Source organism: candidate division Zixibacteria bacterium HGW-Zixibacteria-1 (assembly GCA_002838945.1).
Lineage (GTDB): Bacteria > Zixibacteria > MSB-5A5 > GN15 > PGXB01 > PGXB01.
Genome location: PGXB01000024.1, coordinates 31,097 through 50,101, shown reverse-complemented (window position 1 = coordinate 50,101; position 19,005 = coordinate 31,097). Strand labels below are relative to the sequence as shown.

General features: G+C 49.9%; 18 protein-coding genes. 10 read left to right on the top strand and 8 right to left on the bottom strand.

Annotated features, from left to right (window positions below; all coding sequences use genetic code 11):
• Positions 1-322: 322 nt before the first annotated feature.
• A complete protein-coding gene (locus tag CVT49_10145) occupies positions 323-3,550 on the bottom strand; it encodes a hypothetical protein (protein ID PKK83160.1) in 3,228 nt (1,075 codons plus the stop codon).
• A gap of 415 nt (positions 3,551-3,965) precedes the next feature.
• On the opposite strand from CVT49_10145, the gene CVT49_10140 reads away from it, so the two are divergent.
• From CVT49_10140 to CVT49_10105, 8 genes are all read left to right on the top strand, one after another.
• On the top strand, positions 3,966-4,433 hold the full coding sequence (locus tag CVT49_10140) for a transcriptional regulator (protein ID PKK83159.1): 468 nt from the start codon (positions 3,966-3,968) through the stop codon (positions 4,431-4,433).
• A gap of 78 nt (positions 4,434-4,511) precedes the next feature.
• On the top strand, positions 4,512-5,270 hold the full coding sequence (gene sufC, locus CVT49_10135; protein ID PKK83158.1) for a Fe-S cluster assembly ATPase SufC: 759 nt from the start codon (positions 4,512-4,514) through the stop codon (positions 5,268-5,270).
• Positions 5,271-5,285: 15 nt separating this feature from the next.
• Positions 5,286-6,716: a Fe-S cluster assembly protein SufB gene (gene sufB / locus CVT49_10130; protein ID PKK83157.1), complete on the top strand. Its 1,431-nt coding sequence runs from the start codon at positions 5,286-5,288 to the stop codon at positions 6,714-6,716.
• A 29-nt stretch (positions 6,717-6,745) separates the two neighbouring features.
• The gene (gene sufD, locus CVT49_10125; GenBank protein PKK83156.1) at positions 6,746-8,032 is read left to right on the top strand and encodes a Fe-S cluster assembly protein SufD; all 1,287 of its coding nucleotides are present in this window, start codon (positions 6,746-6,748) and stop codon (positions 8,030-8,032) included.
• Positions 8,033-8,036: 4 nt separating this feature from the next.
• On the top strand, positions 8,037-8,354 hold the full coding sequence (locus CVT49_10120) for a biphenyl 2,3-dioxygenase (protein ID PKK83155.1): 318 nt from the start codon (positions 8,037-8,039) through the stop codon (positions 8,352-8,354).
• Positions 8,355-8,364: 10 nt separating this feature from the next.
• Complete coding sequence (locus CVT49_10115) at positions 8,365-9,657, top strand: cysteine desulfurase (GenBank protein PKK83154.1); 1,293 nt, start codon at positions 8,365-8,367, stop codon at positions 9,655-9,657.
• Positions 9,650-10,117 carry an SUF system NifU family Fe-S cluster assembly protein gene (locus CVT49_10110; protein ID PKK83153.1) on the top strand — a complete coding sequence of 156 codons (468 nt, stop codon included), beginning with the start codon at positions 9,650-9,652 and terminating at the stop codon, positions 10,115-10,117. The genes CVT49_10115 and CVT49_10110 overlap by 8 nt, the downstream gene beginning before the upstream one ends.
• Positions 10,118-10,426 (top strand): hypothetical protein, encoded by a 309-nt coding sequence (locus tag CVT49_10105; protein PKK83152.1) that lies wholly within the window; start codon positions 10,118-10,120, stop codon positions 10,424-10,426.
• 102 nt (positions 10,427-10,528) lie between these two features.
• On the opposite strand, the gene CVT49_10100 is transcribed toward CVT49_10105, so the two are convergent.
• The 3 genes from CVT49_10100 to CVT49_10090 form a co-directional block, all read right to left on the bottom strand.
• Positions 10,529-11,287: an enoyl-[acyl-carrier-protein] reductase FabL gene (locus CVT49_10100; GenBank protein PKK83151.1), complete on the bottom strand. Its 759-nt coding sequence runs from the start codon at positions 11,285-11,287 to the stop codon at positions 10,529-10,531.
• Positions 11,288-11,461: 174 nt separating this feature from the next.
• Positions 11,462-11,656: a DUF2892 domain-containing protein gene (locus tag CVT49_10095; GenBank protein PKK83150.1), complete on the bottom strand. Its 195-nt coding sequence runs from the start codon at positions 11,654-11,656 to the stop codon at positions 11,462-11,464.
• 156 nt (positions 11,657-11,812) lie between these two features.
• The gene (locus CVT49_10090; GenBank protein PKK83149.1) at positions 11,813-12,646 is read right to left on the bottom strand and encodes a ZIP family metal transporter; all 834 of its coding nucleotides are present in this window, start codon (positions 12,644-12,646) and stop codon (positions 11,813-11,815) included.
• A 238-nt stretch (positions 12,647-12,884) separates the two neighbouring features.
• Between CVT49_10090 and CVT49_10085 the strand changes: the two genes are divergently transcribed.
• Positions 12,885-13,607, top strand: coding sequence for an octanoyltransferase (locus tag CVT49_10085; protein ID PKK83148.1), 723 nt, complete (start codon positions 12,885-12,887; stop codon positions 13,605-13,607).
• A 6-nt stretch (positions 13,608-13,613) separates the two neighbouring features.
• Positions 13,614-14,246: an O-methyltransferase gene (locus CVT49_10080; protein ID PKK83147.1), complete on the top strand. Its 633-nt coding sequence runs from the start codon at positions 13,614-13,616 to the stop codon at positions 14,244-14,246.
• 107 nt (positions 14,247-14,353) lie between these two features.
• On the opposite strand, the gene CVT49_10075 is transcribed toward CVT49_10080, so the two are convergent.
• The 4 genes from CVT49_10075 to CVT49_10060 form a co-directional block, all read right to left on the bottom strand.
• On the bottom strand, positions 14,354-15,166 hold the full coding sequence (locus CVT49_10075; GenBank protein PKK83146.1) for a peptidoglycan editing factor PgeF: 813 nt from the start codon (positions 15,164-15,166) through the stop codon (positions 14,354-14,356).
• Positions 15,167-15,278: 112 nt separating this feature from the next.
• Complete coding sequence (lpdA, locus tag CVT49_10070) at positions 15,279-16,676, bottom strand: dihydrolipoyl dehydrogenase (GenBank protein ID PKK83145.1); 1,398 nt, start codon at positions 16,674-16,676, stop codon at positions 15,279-15,281.
• Positions 16,677-16,694: 18 nt separating this feature from the next.
• Complete coding sequence (locus tag CVT49_10065) at positions 16,695-17,978, bottom strand: branched-chain alpha-keto acid dehydrogenase subunit E2 (GenBank protein ID PKK83144.1); 1,284 nt, start codon at positions 17,976-17,978, stop codon at positions 16,695-16,697.
• A 10-nt stretch (positions 17,979-17,988) separates the two neighbouring features.
• Positions 17,989-18,972, bottom strand: coding sequence for an alpha-ketoacid dehydrogenase subunit beta (locus CVT49_10060; GenBank protein ID PKK83143.1), 984 nt, complete (start codon positions 18,970-18,972; stop codon positions 17,989-17,991).
• Positions 18,973-19,005: the final 33 nt, after the last annotated feature.

The window sequence follows — 19,005 nt, the reverse complement described above, 5'->3', positions numbered from 1 at the left end:
ACATCCCTCCTGAGATATTGGTGTTTATTAGATTTTGGACACACATGACAAACAATAAAAAGGGTAATCCTCCCGAAGAATGTCCGACTAATTAAAATGTCTGTTTCAGTAGGGGCCGACGAATTAAATAATTTCAGTGTATAAATAATATGCGTTCGCCTTATTCCGATTCCCTTTATAGAAATAATATACCGGGAAAACCACTTTTTTGTCAAGTCTTTTTTCGAGCACTCCGCGAGTCTAATAGGAAAACCAAATGTATTTAAGACTGGGAAGTAAACTCGGCACAAGGATTTACCTCATGCCGAGCATATGAAAATCATCACGGCCAATAAACCGGGCAGACCGGAGCCGGCCCGGCCCGATAAATGTAGTTTATCAAATATACAATATCGAGAATATTTAGAGCATGATCACTGTTGACATCCGAAGATTGAGGGATCACCGGTTCCGGTCCGGCTCTGTAAAAATAGACTATCAAATAAAGGACATCAAGGAGGTTGACATTTTTATCCGCATCGACATCGCCGCAAATGAAAGGCGACATGATGGTCCTGATGACCGGACCTTCCTCGGGGGCTTGCAGCCAGGCATTATAATCAAAACGGATCCACGCCATATTGGAAATAACCGTGCCGTCATGGAGATCTTTCCGGGGAGATACTGAATAGATGAAGTACCCCTCCCCTTCCGGCGGATTCTGATTCGGGGGCAGCATTATACTGTCGCAGAACCAGGTGATAATGCCCGTATAGGGATCAAATTCATATTTGCATGGTTCCGGGTGGCTCATGGCGCCAAACGCCAGCGTAGACCAGTCAAGATCCTGATCCAGGGTATCCACAACCCGGACATAGACGGCATCTGCCGTCGCTTCTTTCTTGTTCTCGAACTGGACCAGGTAAGTGATTCTCTGGCCCGGCTCAATATCATGAGAATCGTTTTTTCCAACCGGTTCGGCCGACTTATCATTAGGATCAATAGATCCGGTGACCTCAATGGGATAACAGATATAATTATTAAGAGTGTCCTCTTCCGAGCTGGATGTCGTCAGCCAGGCCTCCATGTAGATGGTATCGCCAATAGGCACGAACTCGGAAAGCCTTCCAAATACTATGACATATCCGCCATACCATACCGAAGGATCGACACTATCCAGGGGCACCACCATGGTATCGCCGCTGAAATAATATCCGCTATAAGTGCCGGTGTAGAGAAACCCCGGTTCAATATAGGGTGTGCCGTAGTAAGTCATTTCCGGTGGTGGCAAGATCTTCAGGACAACATCATCGGCGGGGTTGGAGCCGATATTTGTCCAAAGACCGGCAACCCACATATCAAATCCCGGGCGGGCTCCCCAGTCATAACCATCCACCTGCATGTCGGTGTAAGGCAAATCAAACACTGTAATATAACCCAGCTTCATGGTGCTGTCGGCATCATTAAATGCCGAATTTTGAACCCACAGAAAGACATCATATTGTCCCGGCTGGGTATATTCATGAATCGGATTCTGAAGAGTACTGGTGGTTCCATCGCCAAATTTCCAAAGCCAGCCGTCCGGCTCGCCGCTGCTGGTATCGGTAAATTGAACACTGAGCGGATATATACCGGACCTGGGGGTCGCCTTGAAAAGAGCATCCACATCACTTACGACAATATATTCATTTTTTATAAGTGAATCGACCTGATTGCAGCCGTCAAGCTGTAATCCGACTCTCAATTTTACATTAAATTTACCCTGCGTCGTGTAGATGTGAACCGGATTCATTTCCGTGCTGGTATTGCCGTCGCCAAAATCCCAGAAATAAGCATTGGCAATACCGGTAAGAATGGGTTCGAACATAACTGTCAGCGGCGCTTTCCCCGTATGGGGAAATCCTTCAAAATTGGTCGTTATCCCTTCCTGCGAAGTTATATATCCGGGGACGACCAGTGAGTCATAGTTGATGCCATCGGAAATTTTCAACATGACATCAAATTCGCCAATTGTCGTATATTCATGATAAGGATTTTGCTCGGTACTGCTGCCGCCATCGCCAAAACTCCAGAACCATTCTGTTATCCCCGACATGGGAACCGAAAGGTCGGTAAACTGGACACCCAGAGGCGCCGATCCGCAGCGCATTCCGGCCGAAAAATCAACATAGCCGGGATCGCAGGCATCGCCGAGACCGTCGACATCGCTGTCTTCCTGCCCGGGATTGTAAACATCGGGACACTTGTCTTCAGGGCAGGTATTGCGGAAGAAGCCCGGATTTCCATAGCCGTCTCCATCGGTGTCCGTGCAAATATCACATTCATCCCCTTTTCCATCCCCGTCAAAATCCTGCTGTCCCGGATTCGCAACTTGAGGGCAGTTGTCATCGGGGCAGTCATTTGCGGCATATCCGGGGTCTCCCAACCCGTCCCCATCCCGGTCCGTACAGTCATCGCAGAGATCACCAATTGAATCGTTATCCAAGTCGGCCTGGTCGGGATTGTCAACAGTCGGGCAGTTGTCACACAGATCACCATGCGCATCACCATCCGAATTTTGCTGATTCTCATTAACATCAAACGGGCAGTTGTCACAAGTATCACCAACACCGTCTTGATCTATGTCAGACTGGTCGGGATTGCTCAGCTCAGTACAATTGTCACAGGAATCGCCAAATTCATCAGTATCGGAATTTACCTGGTCGGCATTGACCGTATTCAAGCAATTATCACAGGAATCGCCCACATTATCCTCATCCAGATCAGACTGATCGGTGTTGCCGACAGTCGGGCAGTTGTCGCAGGCGTCCCCCAAACCATCCCCATCAGTTTCAGTCTGATCGGCATTTGAGGTCCCGGGACAATTATCACAGCTGTCACCGACACCGTCCTGATCCAGATCCTCCTGACCGGGATTGGCAAGGGCGAGACAGTTGTCGATCGCATCGTCGATGCCATCGCAATCCTGATCATTGTAACAGGCCACTATGGTCCAGCAATAGGGACCGTTAAACGGATGATTTGAGCCTTCCGGCTCAAATAACCAGTCATAGATATCATTTGGATGATCGATGGAGTCTATACAGAAGGTTCCGGTTTCATAAATCTGAAATGCGAATTGAACGTAAAGTTGTTCTCCCAGGCCGGATGGCCAGCCGTTTGTCGACGCTGCGGTATGGTTGATGGTGTCCGGGAGGGATCCATCCCAGCTGAAACCGAACCATTTATTCATCACATTCCAATAGACATCGTAACCATTGACCATCAGAATCGAACTGTCATAATATGAATACGTATATGGAATACTGTCGGCACTGTAACCATGAACATTGCGGTGAATAACATTCGAGATACTCTGGTCCGGGCTATAAAAATGCATCGGCCAGCTATAGCCCATATGATCATAGCCATCATTGTTATCCATGTATATATCGACAGTGAAGGGTACACCGACTTGAATGGTGTCCGGTACCGCCTGCGGGGATGCGTCAGCCCGGAAGCTGATTGCCCATGCAGACGGGAACAAAAGCAGGACTGTTAAAAAAACTGCTAATCCTGGAATCGACTTCATGGCGGCTCCTCCTGAGGTACTTAAAAGGGCTCACCAGAATGCCCGGATGGAATGCCCGGTACTCCGGCTTGGGTTTAAGAAATATGTATATATCTTGATGCAATCTTTTCCTGACTGATTTTTAAGTATCAGCAATCGGCCGGAAAAAGTCAAGCACAGAATCGACGCTCATAAAATCCCGGGATTCGAAAAATTCCCCTGAAATATGTTAAACATTCCATCTGCCAAATATCGAAGCGGTGGCTGAACAATCCCGGTTTTTTTGTTTACTTTTTTGTTTACTTTATTGTGTGTTTTAATATATTGCAAAAGAAGATAATTTTGATAGAAATAGTCCTATATGGGAACAATTTACCATACTTTATTGTATAGTAATTGTAAAAGGTATAGGAAAAACAACAGAGGATCATAAAAAATGAAAGTAACGGCTTTAGAAGAATATGGATTACGCTGTATGCTGCTGTTTGTGGGAAAAAACAATGGCGGCCCGCTTACCATACCGGAAATCAGTTCAACCGAGAAACTCTCTATCCCTTACGCCGGCAAGCTATTAATGATATTGAAACAGGCCGGGCTTGTCAGGGCGGTTCGGGGCCGCAATGGGGGTTATGTTTTATCCAAACCGGCCGACCAAATCCCGTTGAGAGAAATTTTTGGCGCTTTGGGCGAGCCATTCTTCGGGAACCATCACTGCGCGCGTTACGCCGGCGAAAGTGACGTTTGTGCTCATGACGAAGATTGCCGTGTCAGGCATATGTGGAGCACATTTGACCGCTTTATAGATGGTATTCTGGGAAAGGTCACTTTGGCAGATTTGGCCAATGGAAAATTGGATTTCCCCGAATCCAGGGAACCACTTCCCCAACAAAAAGAGACAGCCTAATTTTTTGAACTATAACCATATGGGAAAACTTCATATATAAACAGGATAATATTTATCAGGTATTAATAGAGGTTAATTATGAAAAACAATGAGACAATATTTTCATTTCATGATATCCATGTTGAAATCGAGGGTAAGGAAGTTGTTAAAGGGGTTTCTCTTGAGATCAAGCGGGGTGAAAAGCACGCCATTATGGGACCGAACGGTTCCGGCAAGTCATCGCTGGCCAACGCCTTGGCGGGTCATCCCAGCTATACCATAACATCCGGAGAGGCTTATCTGGAGGGTCGGAATCTGCTGGAGATGGATGCGACAGAACGGGCCCTGGCCGGTCTTTTCTTGTGCTTTCAATATCCGCTGGCCATACCGGGCGTGACAGTGGCCAATTTCCTTCGCTCGGCTGTAAAGGCACGGAATGTCGGCGATGATTCGAGCCTGAAGACCTTCCGCAAGGATTTGATGGAAAAGTTCAAATTACTCGAGATCGATCAGACATTCGCGACTCGCTATGTCAATGACGGCTTCTCGGGCGGGGAAAAGAAAAGGCTGGAGATATTACAGATGGCTGTCCTCAAACCAAGAATGGCCATTCTGGATGAAACCGATTCCGGCCTTGATATCGACGCTCTCAAGGTTGTCGCCAATGGCATAAATGAGTCGGCCCCGACCGACGGAGGCGTGCTGCTGGTCACACATTATCAGCGGCTGTTGAACTATGTTAAGCCGGACAAAGTCCATGTCATGATGAACGGGCACATTGTCAGTTCCGGCGGCCCGGAACTGGCCCTGAAACTGGAAGACCAGGGATACGACTGGTTGAATTCCCACGCGGCCTGAGTCAGGAGTAAAAAAATGAGCGATACTGTAATAAAAAATGGCAAAGTCTCCGATATCGGCGACAATTATGCCGAAAAATACGGCTTTCATGATCCGGAAAAATACTTCCACAAGGGGGCCAGGGGGATCAACCATGAAGTGGTTGAGATGATCTCGCGGATGAAGAAAGAGCCGGACTGGATGCGGGAATTCCGCCATAAGGCGCTGGATATTTTTCTCGCCAAGCCGATGCCCAAATGGGGCAATACCGAAATTTTGAATTCAATCGATTTTGATAATATTTTCTACTATATAAAACCTATCGAGGAGCGCGGCCAGACCTGGGATGATGTCCCCGCTTATATCAAAAATACTTTCGACCGGCTCGGCATACCCGAAGCCGAGAAGAAGTTTCTGGCCGGCGTTTCGGCGCAGTATGAATCCGAGGTTGTTTATCATTCCTTTCAAAAGGACCTCGAGGACCAGGGCGTTATATTTCTGGATATGGACAGCGGCCTTCGGGAGCATCCCGAAATCGTCAAAAAATATTTTTCCACGGTGATTCCGCCCAACGACAACAAATTTGCGGCCCTCAACTCCGCCGTCTGGTCGGGAGGTTCGTTTATCTACGTGCCGCCGGGCGTTGATGTCAAGATACCGCTGCAGGCGTATTTCAGAATCAATGCTGAAAATATGGGGCAATTCGAGCGAACCCTGATAATAGCCGACAAGGGATCACGGATTCATTATATCGAAGGGTGCACGGCGCCGGTTTATACTACCGACTCGCTGCATTCGGCCGTGGTCGAGCTTATTGCGCTCGAGGGCTCTTATATCAGATACACGACCATACAAAACTGGTCGCATAATATCCTTAATCTGGTCACCAAACGATCGGTGGCTCACAAAAATTCGACAGTGGAATGGGTGGATGGGAACATCGGCTCGCGCCTGACCATGAAATACCCCTGTATTTATCTCGTGGGCGAGGGCGCCAAAGGCGAGATCCTTTCGATCGCTTTCGCCGGCAACGGACAGCATCAGGATGCCGGAGCTAAAGTCATCCATGCCGCGCCCAATACCAGCTCCAGAATTACTTCGAAATCGATTTCCAAGGCGGGCGGCCGGGCGTCATACCGCGGCCTGGTAAAAGTGTATCCCAAGGCGGAAAACAGCAAGGTCTCGGTTGAATGCGATGCTCTTTTGATTGATAATGCCTCGCGTTCCGATACCTATCCGACCATGGAAATCGACGCCGAAAATGTCCGAATCGAGCATGAAGCCAGAGTCAGCAAGGTGGCTGAAGAGCAGATATTCTATTTGACCAGCCGCGGCCTTTCGGAAGATGAGGCGCGTCTGTTGATCATCAACGGTTTTATAGAGCCGTTTACAAAGGAGCTCCCGATGGAATACGCGGTCGAGCTCAACAGGCTGATCGAACTTGAAATGGAGGGATCTGTCGGCTGAGGCCGCCTGTCCCGTTATCGAGGATTATTATGAGTACGCAAGTAATAGATATTAGCAAAATAGATTTCAGGAAAAGCAATAAACAGGAGCCGCCCTGGCTGTACAATTTCCGGAAAAACAGCTGGAACAGCTTTATGAATATGGCTCTTCCCGAGCGGATGGTACATCTCTGGAAATACACCGATCCCGAATACTTTCTTATAAATGATATGCATGAAGCCATGAGGATTTCCCCGGCCCCGGCCGATAATTCCATCGGCCTGTCGATCAAGCCGGAGTATTCCGGCTACGGCTACAACCGCCCGGATCATCTGACAATGGCGGCTCTGGACGAATCCACGGCCAATTCAGGCGTGATTTTTAAGGACCTCTATGCGGCCTCGAGCGAAAATGAAGATCTTGTCGGCAATCACCTGGGACATCTGGTGGACGGATCGTTCGGAAAGTTCGAGGCCATGAATGCCGCTCTCTGGAGTTCCGGGTTGTTTTTGTATGTCCCGGACAACACGATCATCGAAAAACCGATCCGGCTGCAGAGACATCCTGCGGGCCCGATGACCTTTCTGAGATTGCTCGTAATCGTCGGCAAAAATTCTGAGGCGACAATAATCGATGATTATTCGGGGGAATGCCGGGAATCGGATGCGGTTAACAACAGTGTCGCCGAAATTTTCGTGGGCGAATCATCAAATGTCCGGTATGCTAACACTCAGCGGTTCGAAGATAATTGCCGGTCGTACATTACACAGCGGGCACGGCTGGCCGATAATGCCCGGATACATACGGTTTACGGCGGCCTTGGAGGAAATATTTCCAAGGTAAACGCCGGGACCATCCTGGCCGGACGGGGCGCCGACAGCAAAATGTCGGGCGTGGTTTTTGCCAACGCCAGCCAGCATTTCGACTATCACACCCTGCATCATCATAAAGCCAGTGAATCATTTTCAAACATCGATTTCAAGGTTATCCTGAAGGATAAAGGGGTCTCGGCCTACACGGGCCTGATAAAGATCAACCAGGATACGCAGAATTGCGAAGCATATCAGCTAAATCGAAATCTGCTGCTGAATAAAGGCACGAGAGCCGAATCGATACCTGAGCTCGAGATATTATGTGATCAGGTACGATGCAGTCATGGTTCGACGACCGGCCCGATAGATCCGGACATGGTGTTTTACCTTAAGAGCCGCGGCCTGAACTATCAAGAAGCAGTAAGGACCCTGATAACCGGATTTGTCGAGCCGACTCTGGCACAGGTGCCGGCCGACCTGGCGAGCGCCCTGCTCGACCTTATATTGCGAAAGCTGGAGGGATGACGGTATGACGGGACAATTTGTTAAGGTATGCCGCGTCGAAGACATCCTCGCCGGTGCAACCAGAGTGGTTGAGATCGAAGGCCGCACGATTCTACTGGCAAAGCTGAACGGCGAGGTTTTTGCCCTGCAAAATATGTGCACGCACGACGGCGGTCTTTTGGGCGATGCGGATATAATTGACGGGCAGATCGAATGTCCGCGGCATGGCGCCCGGTTCGATATTAAAACCGGTGAGGCGACGCAAATGCCGGCCGTGGCCGAACTTGATACCTACGAAGTTAAAATCGAAGACGGTGATGTCTATGTCGCCGTCGACAAATAAGGGGTGGAAGATGAAATCGGGGCGGATAATAACCGAGGCGGACACGCCGAAAATTTCAGCTTCAAGGGTGGATTCAATCGATCCGGAAAAAATCAGAAAAGACTTTCCGCTACTTGAACGCCGGGTAAACGGCCGGAAACTGGTTTATCTGGACAGTGCCGCGACCACCCAGAAACCGAAAATTGTCCTTGATGTGCTGGAGGCGTATTATAGCCAAACCAACGCCAACGTACATCGGGGACTTCATACTCTGGCGGAAGAAGCTACTGCCGCTTATGAGGCGACCCGCGACAAGGTGGCGGCATTTATAGGGGGTGTCAGGCGCGAGGAAATCATTTTCACCCGCAATGCCACCGAATCCATCAATATGGTGGCCTCCTCGTGGGGAGCGGATAATATCAAGCCCGGCGACCGTATTGTCATCACGCAGATGGAACATCATGCCAATCTTATTCCCTGGTTGATGCTGGCCAAAAGAAACGGAGCCGATCTGCAGTACATTCCGATTAATGCCGACGGCTATCTCGACCTCAGTCATATAAACGAAATAATAAATTCGAAAACCAGACTGGTCGCGTTGACCCATATGTCAAACGTCCTGGGGACCATAAATCCGGTCGAGGAAATAATCGCCCTCGCTCACAAGGTCGGCGCGATAGCGCTGATCGACGGCGCCCAGAGCGTGCCGCATATGCCGGTTGATGTAAAAGCAATGGATGCCGATTTTCTGGCTTTTTCCGCGCACAAGATGCTCGGGCCGACCGGCATCGGAATTCTTTACGGAAAAGAAGAACTGCTTCGCAAAATGGAACCGGTCACATTCGGCGGCGAGATGATCAGCCTGGTGACTTTCAGTGATGTCACATGGGCCGAGCTTCCCTGGAAATTCGAGGCCGGTACGCCCAATATTGCCGATGCGGTCGCCTTCTCCCCCGCTCTGGATTACCTATCACAAATCGGCATGAAGGCGGTGCGGAGGCATGAAAAGGAACTGACCGGATATACTCTTGAAAGGCTCTCGGGAATAGATTCGCTCAAAATTTACGGGCCCCGCAATGTCGAACATCGCGGCGGCGCGGTTTCATTTACGGACAGGGATATCCATCCGCACGATCTGGCCCAGTTTCTCGATTCCCGGGGCATCGCCGTCAGGGCCGGGCATCATTGCGCCCAGCCGCTGGCGCGGCTTCTTGGAGTCGGCTCAACGGCCCGGGCAAGTTTCTATATCTATAACACCAAAAATGAAATCGATCAGCTTTTCGATGCCTTGAAGGAAGCACGGAGGTATTTTAAGTATGAGTGATCAGCTTTCCGATCTGTATCGCGATATTATCATGGAGCACTATCGGTTCCCGCGCGGACATCATCATGTGGATAATCCGGATATCGCCAACCAGGGCCAGAATCCTGTCTGCGGGGATGAGATCGAGATCAAACTGAAGATGGCCGGCGAGAAGGTTGAAGATATATCGGTCAATTGTGTCGGCTGCGCCATCTCGGTCGCTTCCGGCTCGATGCTGGCGGAAATTATCGAAGGCAAAACATTACCGGAGATAAAGAAAATAGCCGAGGTCGTAAAAAAACTGCTCAAGGGCGAAGATATCGATGAAAAACATGATCTGGGTGATCTTGAGGCGCTTCGCGGTGTAAAGAAATTTCCACTCAGAGTGAAATGTGCCCTGCTGTCATGGACAACGTTGGTCGATGCCATCAATGCCGGCCAGGCCGATAAATCCATACATATCACATCCACGGAGAAATAAATGGAACTGACCAAAGAACTGATACTGGAGCATATTTCTCCAATTGAAGATCCGGAAATTCGTATCGGACTGGTGGACCTGGGGCTGATTTATGATGTCGATATAACCGAGGATTCTATCGTCAAAGTGACCATGACATTGACTTCACCGATGTGTCCGATCGGACCGGAACTGGTGTCGCAGATAAAGGAAAAAATAGAAGAGCTCGAAGAAGTCAAAAGTGTGGTTGTGGATATTGTCTGGGACCCGCCCTGGGATCCCTATGAGATGGCATCCGATGAAGCCAAAGACGAATTGGGTCTTTGGTAGCCGCATAAATAAAAGCAGGCAGGCCCTAAATACGATCCCCCCTTCCAGCAATCAGTAATAAGACCTGCCTGATATTTTAATTATAATCGATTTTCTAATATATTATCCCACAATATTCCTGCCGCCGTCAACAACAATAAATTGCCCGCAAATCATGGCGGCATCATCCGATGCCAGGAAGGCAACGACCTTGGCAATATCTTCCGGTTCGACGATTCGCCCGGCCGGAGTATGAAACTTGGCATGATCGATGACTTCATGAGCCCCCGGGATCGAACGGGCCGATTTGGTATCGGCCAGACCTGCCAGAACGCCGTTGACGATGATTCCTTTTCGAGCCAACTCAAAAGCAAGACCGCGGGTGATCGATTCCAGAGCCGCCTTGGCCGGACCGACAACCCCATATCCCGGAATTACTTTTTGCCCGCCGTCGCTGGTAATACTTATTATTCGACCGTAATTGCCATTCATCAGGGGTACGGCCCGCCTGGCCAGATCGAGCAGCGAACGCGCCGATGCGGCGAGCGTTATATCCCAATGCTTCGAGGTGGCATCCATCAGACTCCCCGGAACGCCGAAAGCGGCATTGGCCACCACAATGTCGAGTTTTCCGGTTAATTCCTTTATCCGGTCAAACATTTTGTCAAGCTGGTCTTCTTTGCCGATATCGGCCCTGATGGCTACGGCCGTGACGCCGCGTGATTTTGCTTCCTCCACGACGGCATTGGCATCATTCATGCTTCGCCGGTAATTGACAATAACATTGACACCTTCGTCGGCCAGTCGCAGAGTGATGGCCCGCCCGAAGCCGCGGGCCGCTCCGGTAATCAAGGCGGTCTTCCCTTTTAACTCAGGATACATTTTTATCTCATTTGACTGATAGTTTTCGCGAATTCAATTCTATAATTAATTAAACGCATTTGACGCAGATTTATTTGCTTCTCTTTTACCGATATCCGATCGATTATTATTTAAAAATAAAAAAGCGCGCAATATTCATAGCCCCCTTTATGATTTTGCACGCTTCTTTAAAACTTACGCTTCTTTTTTCAGCTTACAGGTCGAGATTCCGAACGGAACATAAAATCCACAGAAACCGATGAGTGCTGTGATTATAGGAACCAGACCAAGCAATCCCCACCAGCTTCCGTAATAAATTCCCAGCGCAATAACAACCAGTCCAATAATTAATCTGATAATGCGATCAACACTGCCCATATTCGTTTTCATATGCTCACCGCCTTTCTATATGTGAAACAATCAAAAAGTAAATTCTTAAATAGATATCAACAATCCATTATAAAAACTAAATTATAGAACAATCAAGGAAACAGCATGTTCCCTTACGGCAATATTTTTTGGGGAAACAGCCGGGGAGATTTTCAATCAGCCGAGGGCGACGTCAAGGGTCATCATCACGGCAAAACCGATAATGGCCCCCCAGGTGGCGGCGTGGGAGTTGCCGCCGATATGGGATTCGGGGACAAGCTCTTCAACAACGACGAATATCATGGCTCCGGCCGCAAAAGCCAGCGCGTAGGGTAAAATCGGCTGGGCGACAATAACCAGCGCCGCGCCCAGGACACCGGCTATCGGTTCCACAATTCCTGATAGCTGGCCGTACCAAAAACTTCTAAACCGGGAGATTTTTTCCCGCCTGAGCGGCATAGAAACTGCCATTCCCTCGGGAAAGTTTTGAATACCGATGCCAATGGCCAGAGCCACCGCGCCGGCCAGAGAAGCGGATTCAAACCCGGCGGCCACGGCGCCGAAGGCCACGCCGACCGCGAGGCCCTCGGGAAAATTATGCAGGGTGATAGCGACAATCAGAAGCGTGGTTCTATGCCAGCTGGTTTTCACGCCTTCGCGTTCCTCATGCGAGGCTGATTCCTTGTCAAAGCCGACATGCAGATGCGGCAGAACCAGATCCACCAGGCGAAGGAAGGCCGCGCCGAGAAGGAACCCGATCAGAGCCGGCAGCCAGGCCGGAAGGCTTTTGCCCTCGGACATCTCTATTGCCGGGGCCAGCAGTGACCAGAAACTGGCGGCGATCATAACGCCGGCGGCAAAGCCGAGCATGCCGTCAAGCGTTTTGCGCTTCAGTTCTCGCGCCAGGAAGACGCCGGCGGCTCCTGCCGCAGTCATCAACCAGGTAAAAATCGTGCCTATCAGCGCCTGTTTCACAGGATGGAGTTCAGTAAACCACCCGACTAAATCCATGCCGTTATCCTTGCCATTTCATATTATTATCACCCCTGATTGAAGATTATAATAATACGAATGAAACAGCCTGGCAAGATTAAAAAGAGCTTCATATTCTTTCAATTATTCACGGAAACTATCGTAATAAAAACAGGATATTAAAATATTCTGAATAGAACTGCTTGACCACACGCGATTCTTGGATATATATTAGGCATGCTTATAAAATTACTAACCTGGTGAGACTGTAGCCGACATGCGCAGCCGAGGATTCAAGAAACTTATCAAAATAGAACTGGGCCGAACGAAGTATAAAACGGCCTGGGATATTCAAAAGAAGCTGGTCAAAATCCGCGCTCAGGAGAAGATTCCGGATTGCCTGATCGTGACTGAGCATGAGCCGGTAATTACTATGGGGCGGGGCACCTCGAGAAAGAATCTTCTTGTTTCGACCGATCAACTTAAGAAGAAAAAAGTCGAACTGTACGAAATCGAGCGGGGCGGTGATATTACTTTTCATGGCCCGGGTCAGACCGTTCTTTATCCAATTCTTGATTTACACGACCGGAACCAGGATGTCCACCAGTATTTGCGCGACCTGGAATATTTTGTCATCATGGCCCTGCAGCAAATCGGCCTGGAAGCCTATACCAAAAAGGGCATGACCGGAATCTGGGTCAACGGACACAAAGTCGGGGCCATCGGAGTGGCTGTTTCCAGATGGGTGACTTATCACGGGCTGGCCCTGAATGTCAACACCGACCTGAAGTATTTTAACCTGATCAATCCGTGCGGCATCACCGACCACCCGGTCGGTTCCATTGCCGGAATATTAGGCGTCGATATCGAAATGGAATACCTCAATGAACTGCTGGTCGAAAATTTCGCGGACCTGTTTTACTACGAAGTCGAGTCGATCGACAGCGCCGAAGAATTAATCGCCGAGCACAGCGCGCCGGACAGAATCATTGAACTCTAACCGGAGATGGCCATGCATATCACCGAACCACGGATAAAAGATTATATCATGAACCTGATGCCCGAACGGGATGATATTCTGAAGGAGATGGAAACCTATGCCCGCGAAAATAATTTCCCCATTATCGGCCCGATGTGCGGGATATTTCTCAGGCAGTTAGCCATGGCCATAAAGGCCAAATCGATTTTCGAGATGGGTTCGGGATACGGCTATTCGGCTTACTGGTTTGCCGGAGGCATGCCCAAAGACGGCAAAATTATCTGCACGGAAGGCTCCGAAGACAATAAGAAACGGGCCATGGAATATCTGCGAAGAGGCGGTTTCGGTTCGATGGTTGATTTTCATGTCGGCTACGCGCAGGATGTCTTAAAACAATATGACGGTCCGTTCGACATAATTCTCAACGATGTCGATAAGGAGCAGTATCCCGAAGTATTCGAAATGGCAATTCCGAAACTCCGCAAGGGCGGGATATTCATCACCGATAATGTTCTCTGGAGCGGGCGGGTTCTTGACGATGAACCGGCGGAATCGACCCGCGGGATTCTTGAATTCAATAAGATGCTTTTCGGCTCAAAAGATCTGCTTTCGATGATAATCCCGATCCGCGACGGCCTCGGGATGGCGATCAAGCTGTAATTCGTATTATTTATTCATTACATATTATCACAGGGTCGCATTAGCCTTCAGGCGGAGCTGACGGTATTTTTGTATTGAATTAAGGGCTGAACGACGCTATCGACAAATCAACGAATCATGATCCCCGCCCCGAGGCGGCCGGATTTTTCACCCTGATAACGGTAGGAAAAAAAGGTATTGTGGTGGCATTTGGTGCACTCCTCGGATATTTCGATATTATTGTCGGGGATACCCGCATCGACTAATTCCCGGCGGTTGGCCTCCCACAGATTGAAAAGCCCCTTGCCTTTCACATCGATTTCCTTGACCATGCCCTCCGGGCTATCGAACACTTTTTTGACGATTCCGACCACATCCGGGCCGACTTCATAGCAGCAGGGGCCGATCGACGGCCCGATCCCGACGATAATATCTTTCGGTGAGCAGCCGAAGGTTTCTTCAAGCGTTTTGACGACTTTTCGAGCAATCCCCTTGACGGTCCCTTTCCAGCCGGCATGGGCAATGCCGATGACTTTTTTGGTCGGATCAAAATACATTACCGGGACACAGTCGGCGACAATGACCGTGATGCAGACATTGGGAATATCGGTCACCATGGCATCAGCCGAAACTTTGGGGATTTTGCAAAATGACGCATCCTCGGCAATCGATTCCCTGGTGATGATCCTGACATCGTCGCCATGCACCTGCCAGCTGGTAATGATGCTTTCGACATTAAAGCCGAGCGCCGCCGCCAGCCGTCGGCGGTTTTCCATTACCCTGACCGGGTTATCGCCGGAACTCAATCCGAGATTGAGCGAATTAAAGGGCGGGACGCTGCTCCCTCCATGGCGGGTCGAGACAAAGTGCGTGATGTCAGTATACTTTTGCAGGTTCTCGAAATGCCAGAGTTTTATACCCCTTTCGTACACTTCGAACATGCTTTAATATATAATAAAAATATTAAAACAACCATAAAAAAGCAGGAATCCGATTAAGAATTCCTGCCAAACCATCTCTATTTTCAAAAAAATCGGGAATGGTCAAATATCATCAATTAATAATATGAATCGCCTGTTTATTGACATTCAGGGCCGCCTCCATCAAGGCCTCGGACAGAGTCGGGTGAATCGCCATCATATGACCGAGATCCTCGGCGGTACCGTCACACTCCATCAGCGTGGTCGCGGCATAAATAATATCGCCCGAGTGGGGGCCGAAAATATGCACTCCCAGGATGAGATCGGTTTCCTGGTCGGCAATAACTTTGGCAAATCCCTCGATTGCCAGCGTGGCAATTCCTTTTCCAACCGCCCGGTAAGGGAACCGCCCGATTTTCACCTTGCGCCCGGAATCGACTGCTTCCTTTTCGGTCATGCCGATACCGGCAATTTCGGGATCGGTGAAGACGGCATAGGGCACCGCCTTCCAGTCGGCGCCCAGGGAGGCCCCGGCGATGGCTTCGACCGCGGCAATACCCTCATGAGATGCCTTGTGCGCCAGCAGGAGTCCGCCGGCAACATCGCCAATGGCGAAAATATGAGCAACATTGGAACGCATGTGCTGATCCACCTGGACAAATCCTTTGGCATCGAGCTTGACGCCAGCCTTTTCGAGGTTGAGGTCCCGGGTATTCGGCCTCATCCCGGCCGCCACGAGAACCTTGTCGAAACTCAAATTCTTATTGCCATCTTTGGTCTCAATGACAACATTGATCTGCTTGCCGCTCATTCTGGATGAGAGAACCTTCGATGAAAGCATAATCTCAAGTCCCTGTTTTCTCAGGGCTTTTTCGGAAGCGGCGCAGATTTCTGCATCCAATGACGGCAGGACCGTATCAAGAATTTCGACGATCGTCACCTTTGATCCGAGTGTATTGTAAACGGTGGCCATTTCGACACCGATCGGCCCGGCCCCGACCACCAGCATGGTCTTGGGGACATCGGGCAGGCCGACCGCTTCGCGGGCGCCGATAATGGTCTTGCCATCGGATTTAAGCATCGGCAGATCGATGGGCGAGGTACCGGTAGCGATAATAAAATTCTCGGCTTCGATTTTCACCTTCGAGTCGCCTTTGATGACCTGAATTTCCTTGTCAGAGACAAATGATGCTTCCCCGTCGAATTTCGTGACTTTGGCTTTGTCCAGAAGGAGGCCGACTCCTCCGGTCAGGCGCTTGACCGTGTCATCCTTATGTTTGCGCAGCTTATCCAGATCAATCTCGACCTTATCGACCACCAGGCCGATGCGTTTGGCAGCCTCGACGGTTCTTTTCAATTCGGTGACATAAAGAAGCGTTTTCGACGGTATGCAGCCCCAATTCAGGCAGACGCCGCCCATATATTCTTTTTCGACAATGGCGGTTTTCATTCCCAGCTGGGCCGCCCGTATCGCCGCCACATAGCCCCCCGGTCCGGCGCCGATTACAACCACTTTGTATTTTTCAGCCATTTTTATACCTCAAATCGGTTAAATAACTCCAATCAGCCAACCCTGCGGATCCTCAAGATATTCGATCATCCGGCGAAGGAACTGAACGGCATAGCCGCCGTCGATGACCCTGTGGTCAAATGACAGCCCGAAGTTAAGAATCGGGCGGATGACAATTTCTCCGTTTCTGACAACCGGTTTATCAACGATTTTATGGACACCCAGAATGGCTACCTGCGGCTTGGCAATGATCGGGGTCGAGCCGAGGGCACCCATGCCGCCGGCATTGGTGATTGAAATTGTGCCTCCGGTGATCTCATCCATTTTAAGAATATCCTGATTGGCCTTATCGGCGAGATCCCGCATGTCCTTGGATATTTGAAGCAATGATTTCTGTTCGCAATGTTTGATTACCGGCACGATGAGCGAATTGTCCCGGGCAACGGCCATGCCGATGTTGAAATACTTTTTTACATGAAGGGTATCGTCTTCCAGTGTGGAATTGATCCATGGAAAATCCTTGGCGGCAAAAATTATGGCCTTGGCGATGAACGGAAGATAGGTGATCCGGACACCATGCATTTTCTCGATCTTATCGACATTCTGCCGTCGCCAGTCACGAAGCTCCGACATATCGCACTCGTCGAAAGTGGTCACATGCGGAATGGTAAAAGCCGACTTCACCATGTGTTCCGAAATCACTTTGCGGACACCGGTGATCGGAATAATCTCCTCTTCTTCCTGCTGGGGCCAGACAAAATCAGGTTTCACTTTGTCGGCCGAATGTCTCATATTAATGTACTTAACGACATCTTCCTTGGAGACGCGCCCGTCGCGGCCGGTCCCTTTAATCAGCCTCAGGTCGATAAAATGTTCGCGGGCCAGGCGGCGCACCACCGGCGAGGATTTGACCTCCTTGATACCGCCCTCGATGGCTTCCTTATCGGCATGAATACCCATTTTCTCATGGTGCTCGACCGTCCCGATAAATTCTTTGGGAGGCTCCTTAACTTCCTGTTCCTGGGGGATTCTCTCCTCACCCGAATCCGGCCTGGTCTGGAATGTCCGGGCCTGGGTCACTTCGCCCTTGACCTCCATGACGGCGATTTCCTGGCCGATCTGGACAACCATATCGACCGGGACGATATGTTTGGTCATGACACCGTCATGGGGAGAAGGTATCTCGACATTGATCTTATCCGTCATGATCTCGACAATCGGATCATCGACCTTGACCTGATCCCCTTCCTTTTTCAGCCACTTGACAATCGTACCTTCGACAACCGATTCACCCAGCGGCGGAACAACAACTTTATATTCCATTTTGCCTCCCTCAATATTCCATAACTTTTTTTACAACCCGGGAAATCTTCTCAGCGTTCGGCAGGAAAAAGTGTTCCATCGGCGGCGCAAAAGGTATCGCCGGAACATCAAGTCCGCAGACGCGGCTGATCGGGGCATCGAGATAATCAAACATTTCTTCGGTGATGGATGCGGCCACTTCGGCCATAACGCCGCCGGTCTTGGAGCTTTCCTGCACCAGGACAACTCTGGATGTCTTCTTCACCGACTCGAATATCATCTCTCTGTCCCAGGGACTGATGGTCCGCATATCGATAACTTCGGCCGATATGCCCTCTTTCTCGAGAGCCGCCGCCGCTTCCATCGAACGGTGATACATGAAACCATAGGCAACAATGGTAATAGCGCTGCCTTCTTTACGGATGGCCGCCTTGCCGATGGGGACAGTGAAGTCGCCTTCGGGGAGTTCCTCTTTTACCCATCGATAGAGTCGTTTGTGTTCGAAATATATGACCGGGTCATCACCCCGGATAGCCGACTTGAGAAGCCCCTTGGCATCATAAGGCGTGGCCGGCATGACCACCTGCAAACCGGGCTGCGAGAAAAACCACTGCTCATTTATTTGAGAATGATACAGCCCGCCGCCGACATCGCCGCCGCAGCAGACCCTGATGGTCATCGGACAGGTCCACTGGCCGCCGGTGCGGTAACGTAATTTGGCGGCCTGTTGTATAATCTGATCCATCGAGGGGGTAATAAAATCGGCGAATTGGATTTCGGGAACCGGGCGCAAACCAACCATGGCCGCACCAACCGAGCCGCCCGCGATATATACTTCGGAAATCGGTGAATCGATGACTCTTTCCGGGCCAAAACGATCCAGCAGCCCCTTGGTGGCTTTGAAAACGCCGCCATAGACTCCGATATCCTGGCCGATCAGGAAGACCCTTTTATCGCGCTCCATTTCTTCAAAAAGCGCTTGGTTGATGGCCTCGATTAATGTCGTCTTTTTCATTTTATCTCCTGATACCTTATTTTCAATACGGAT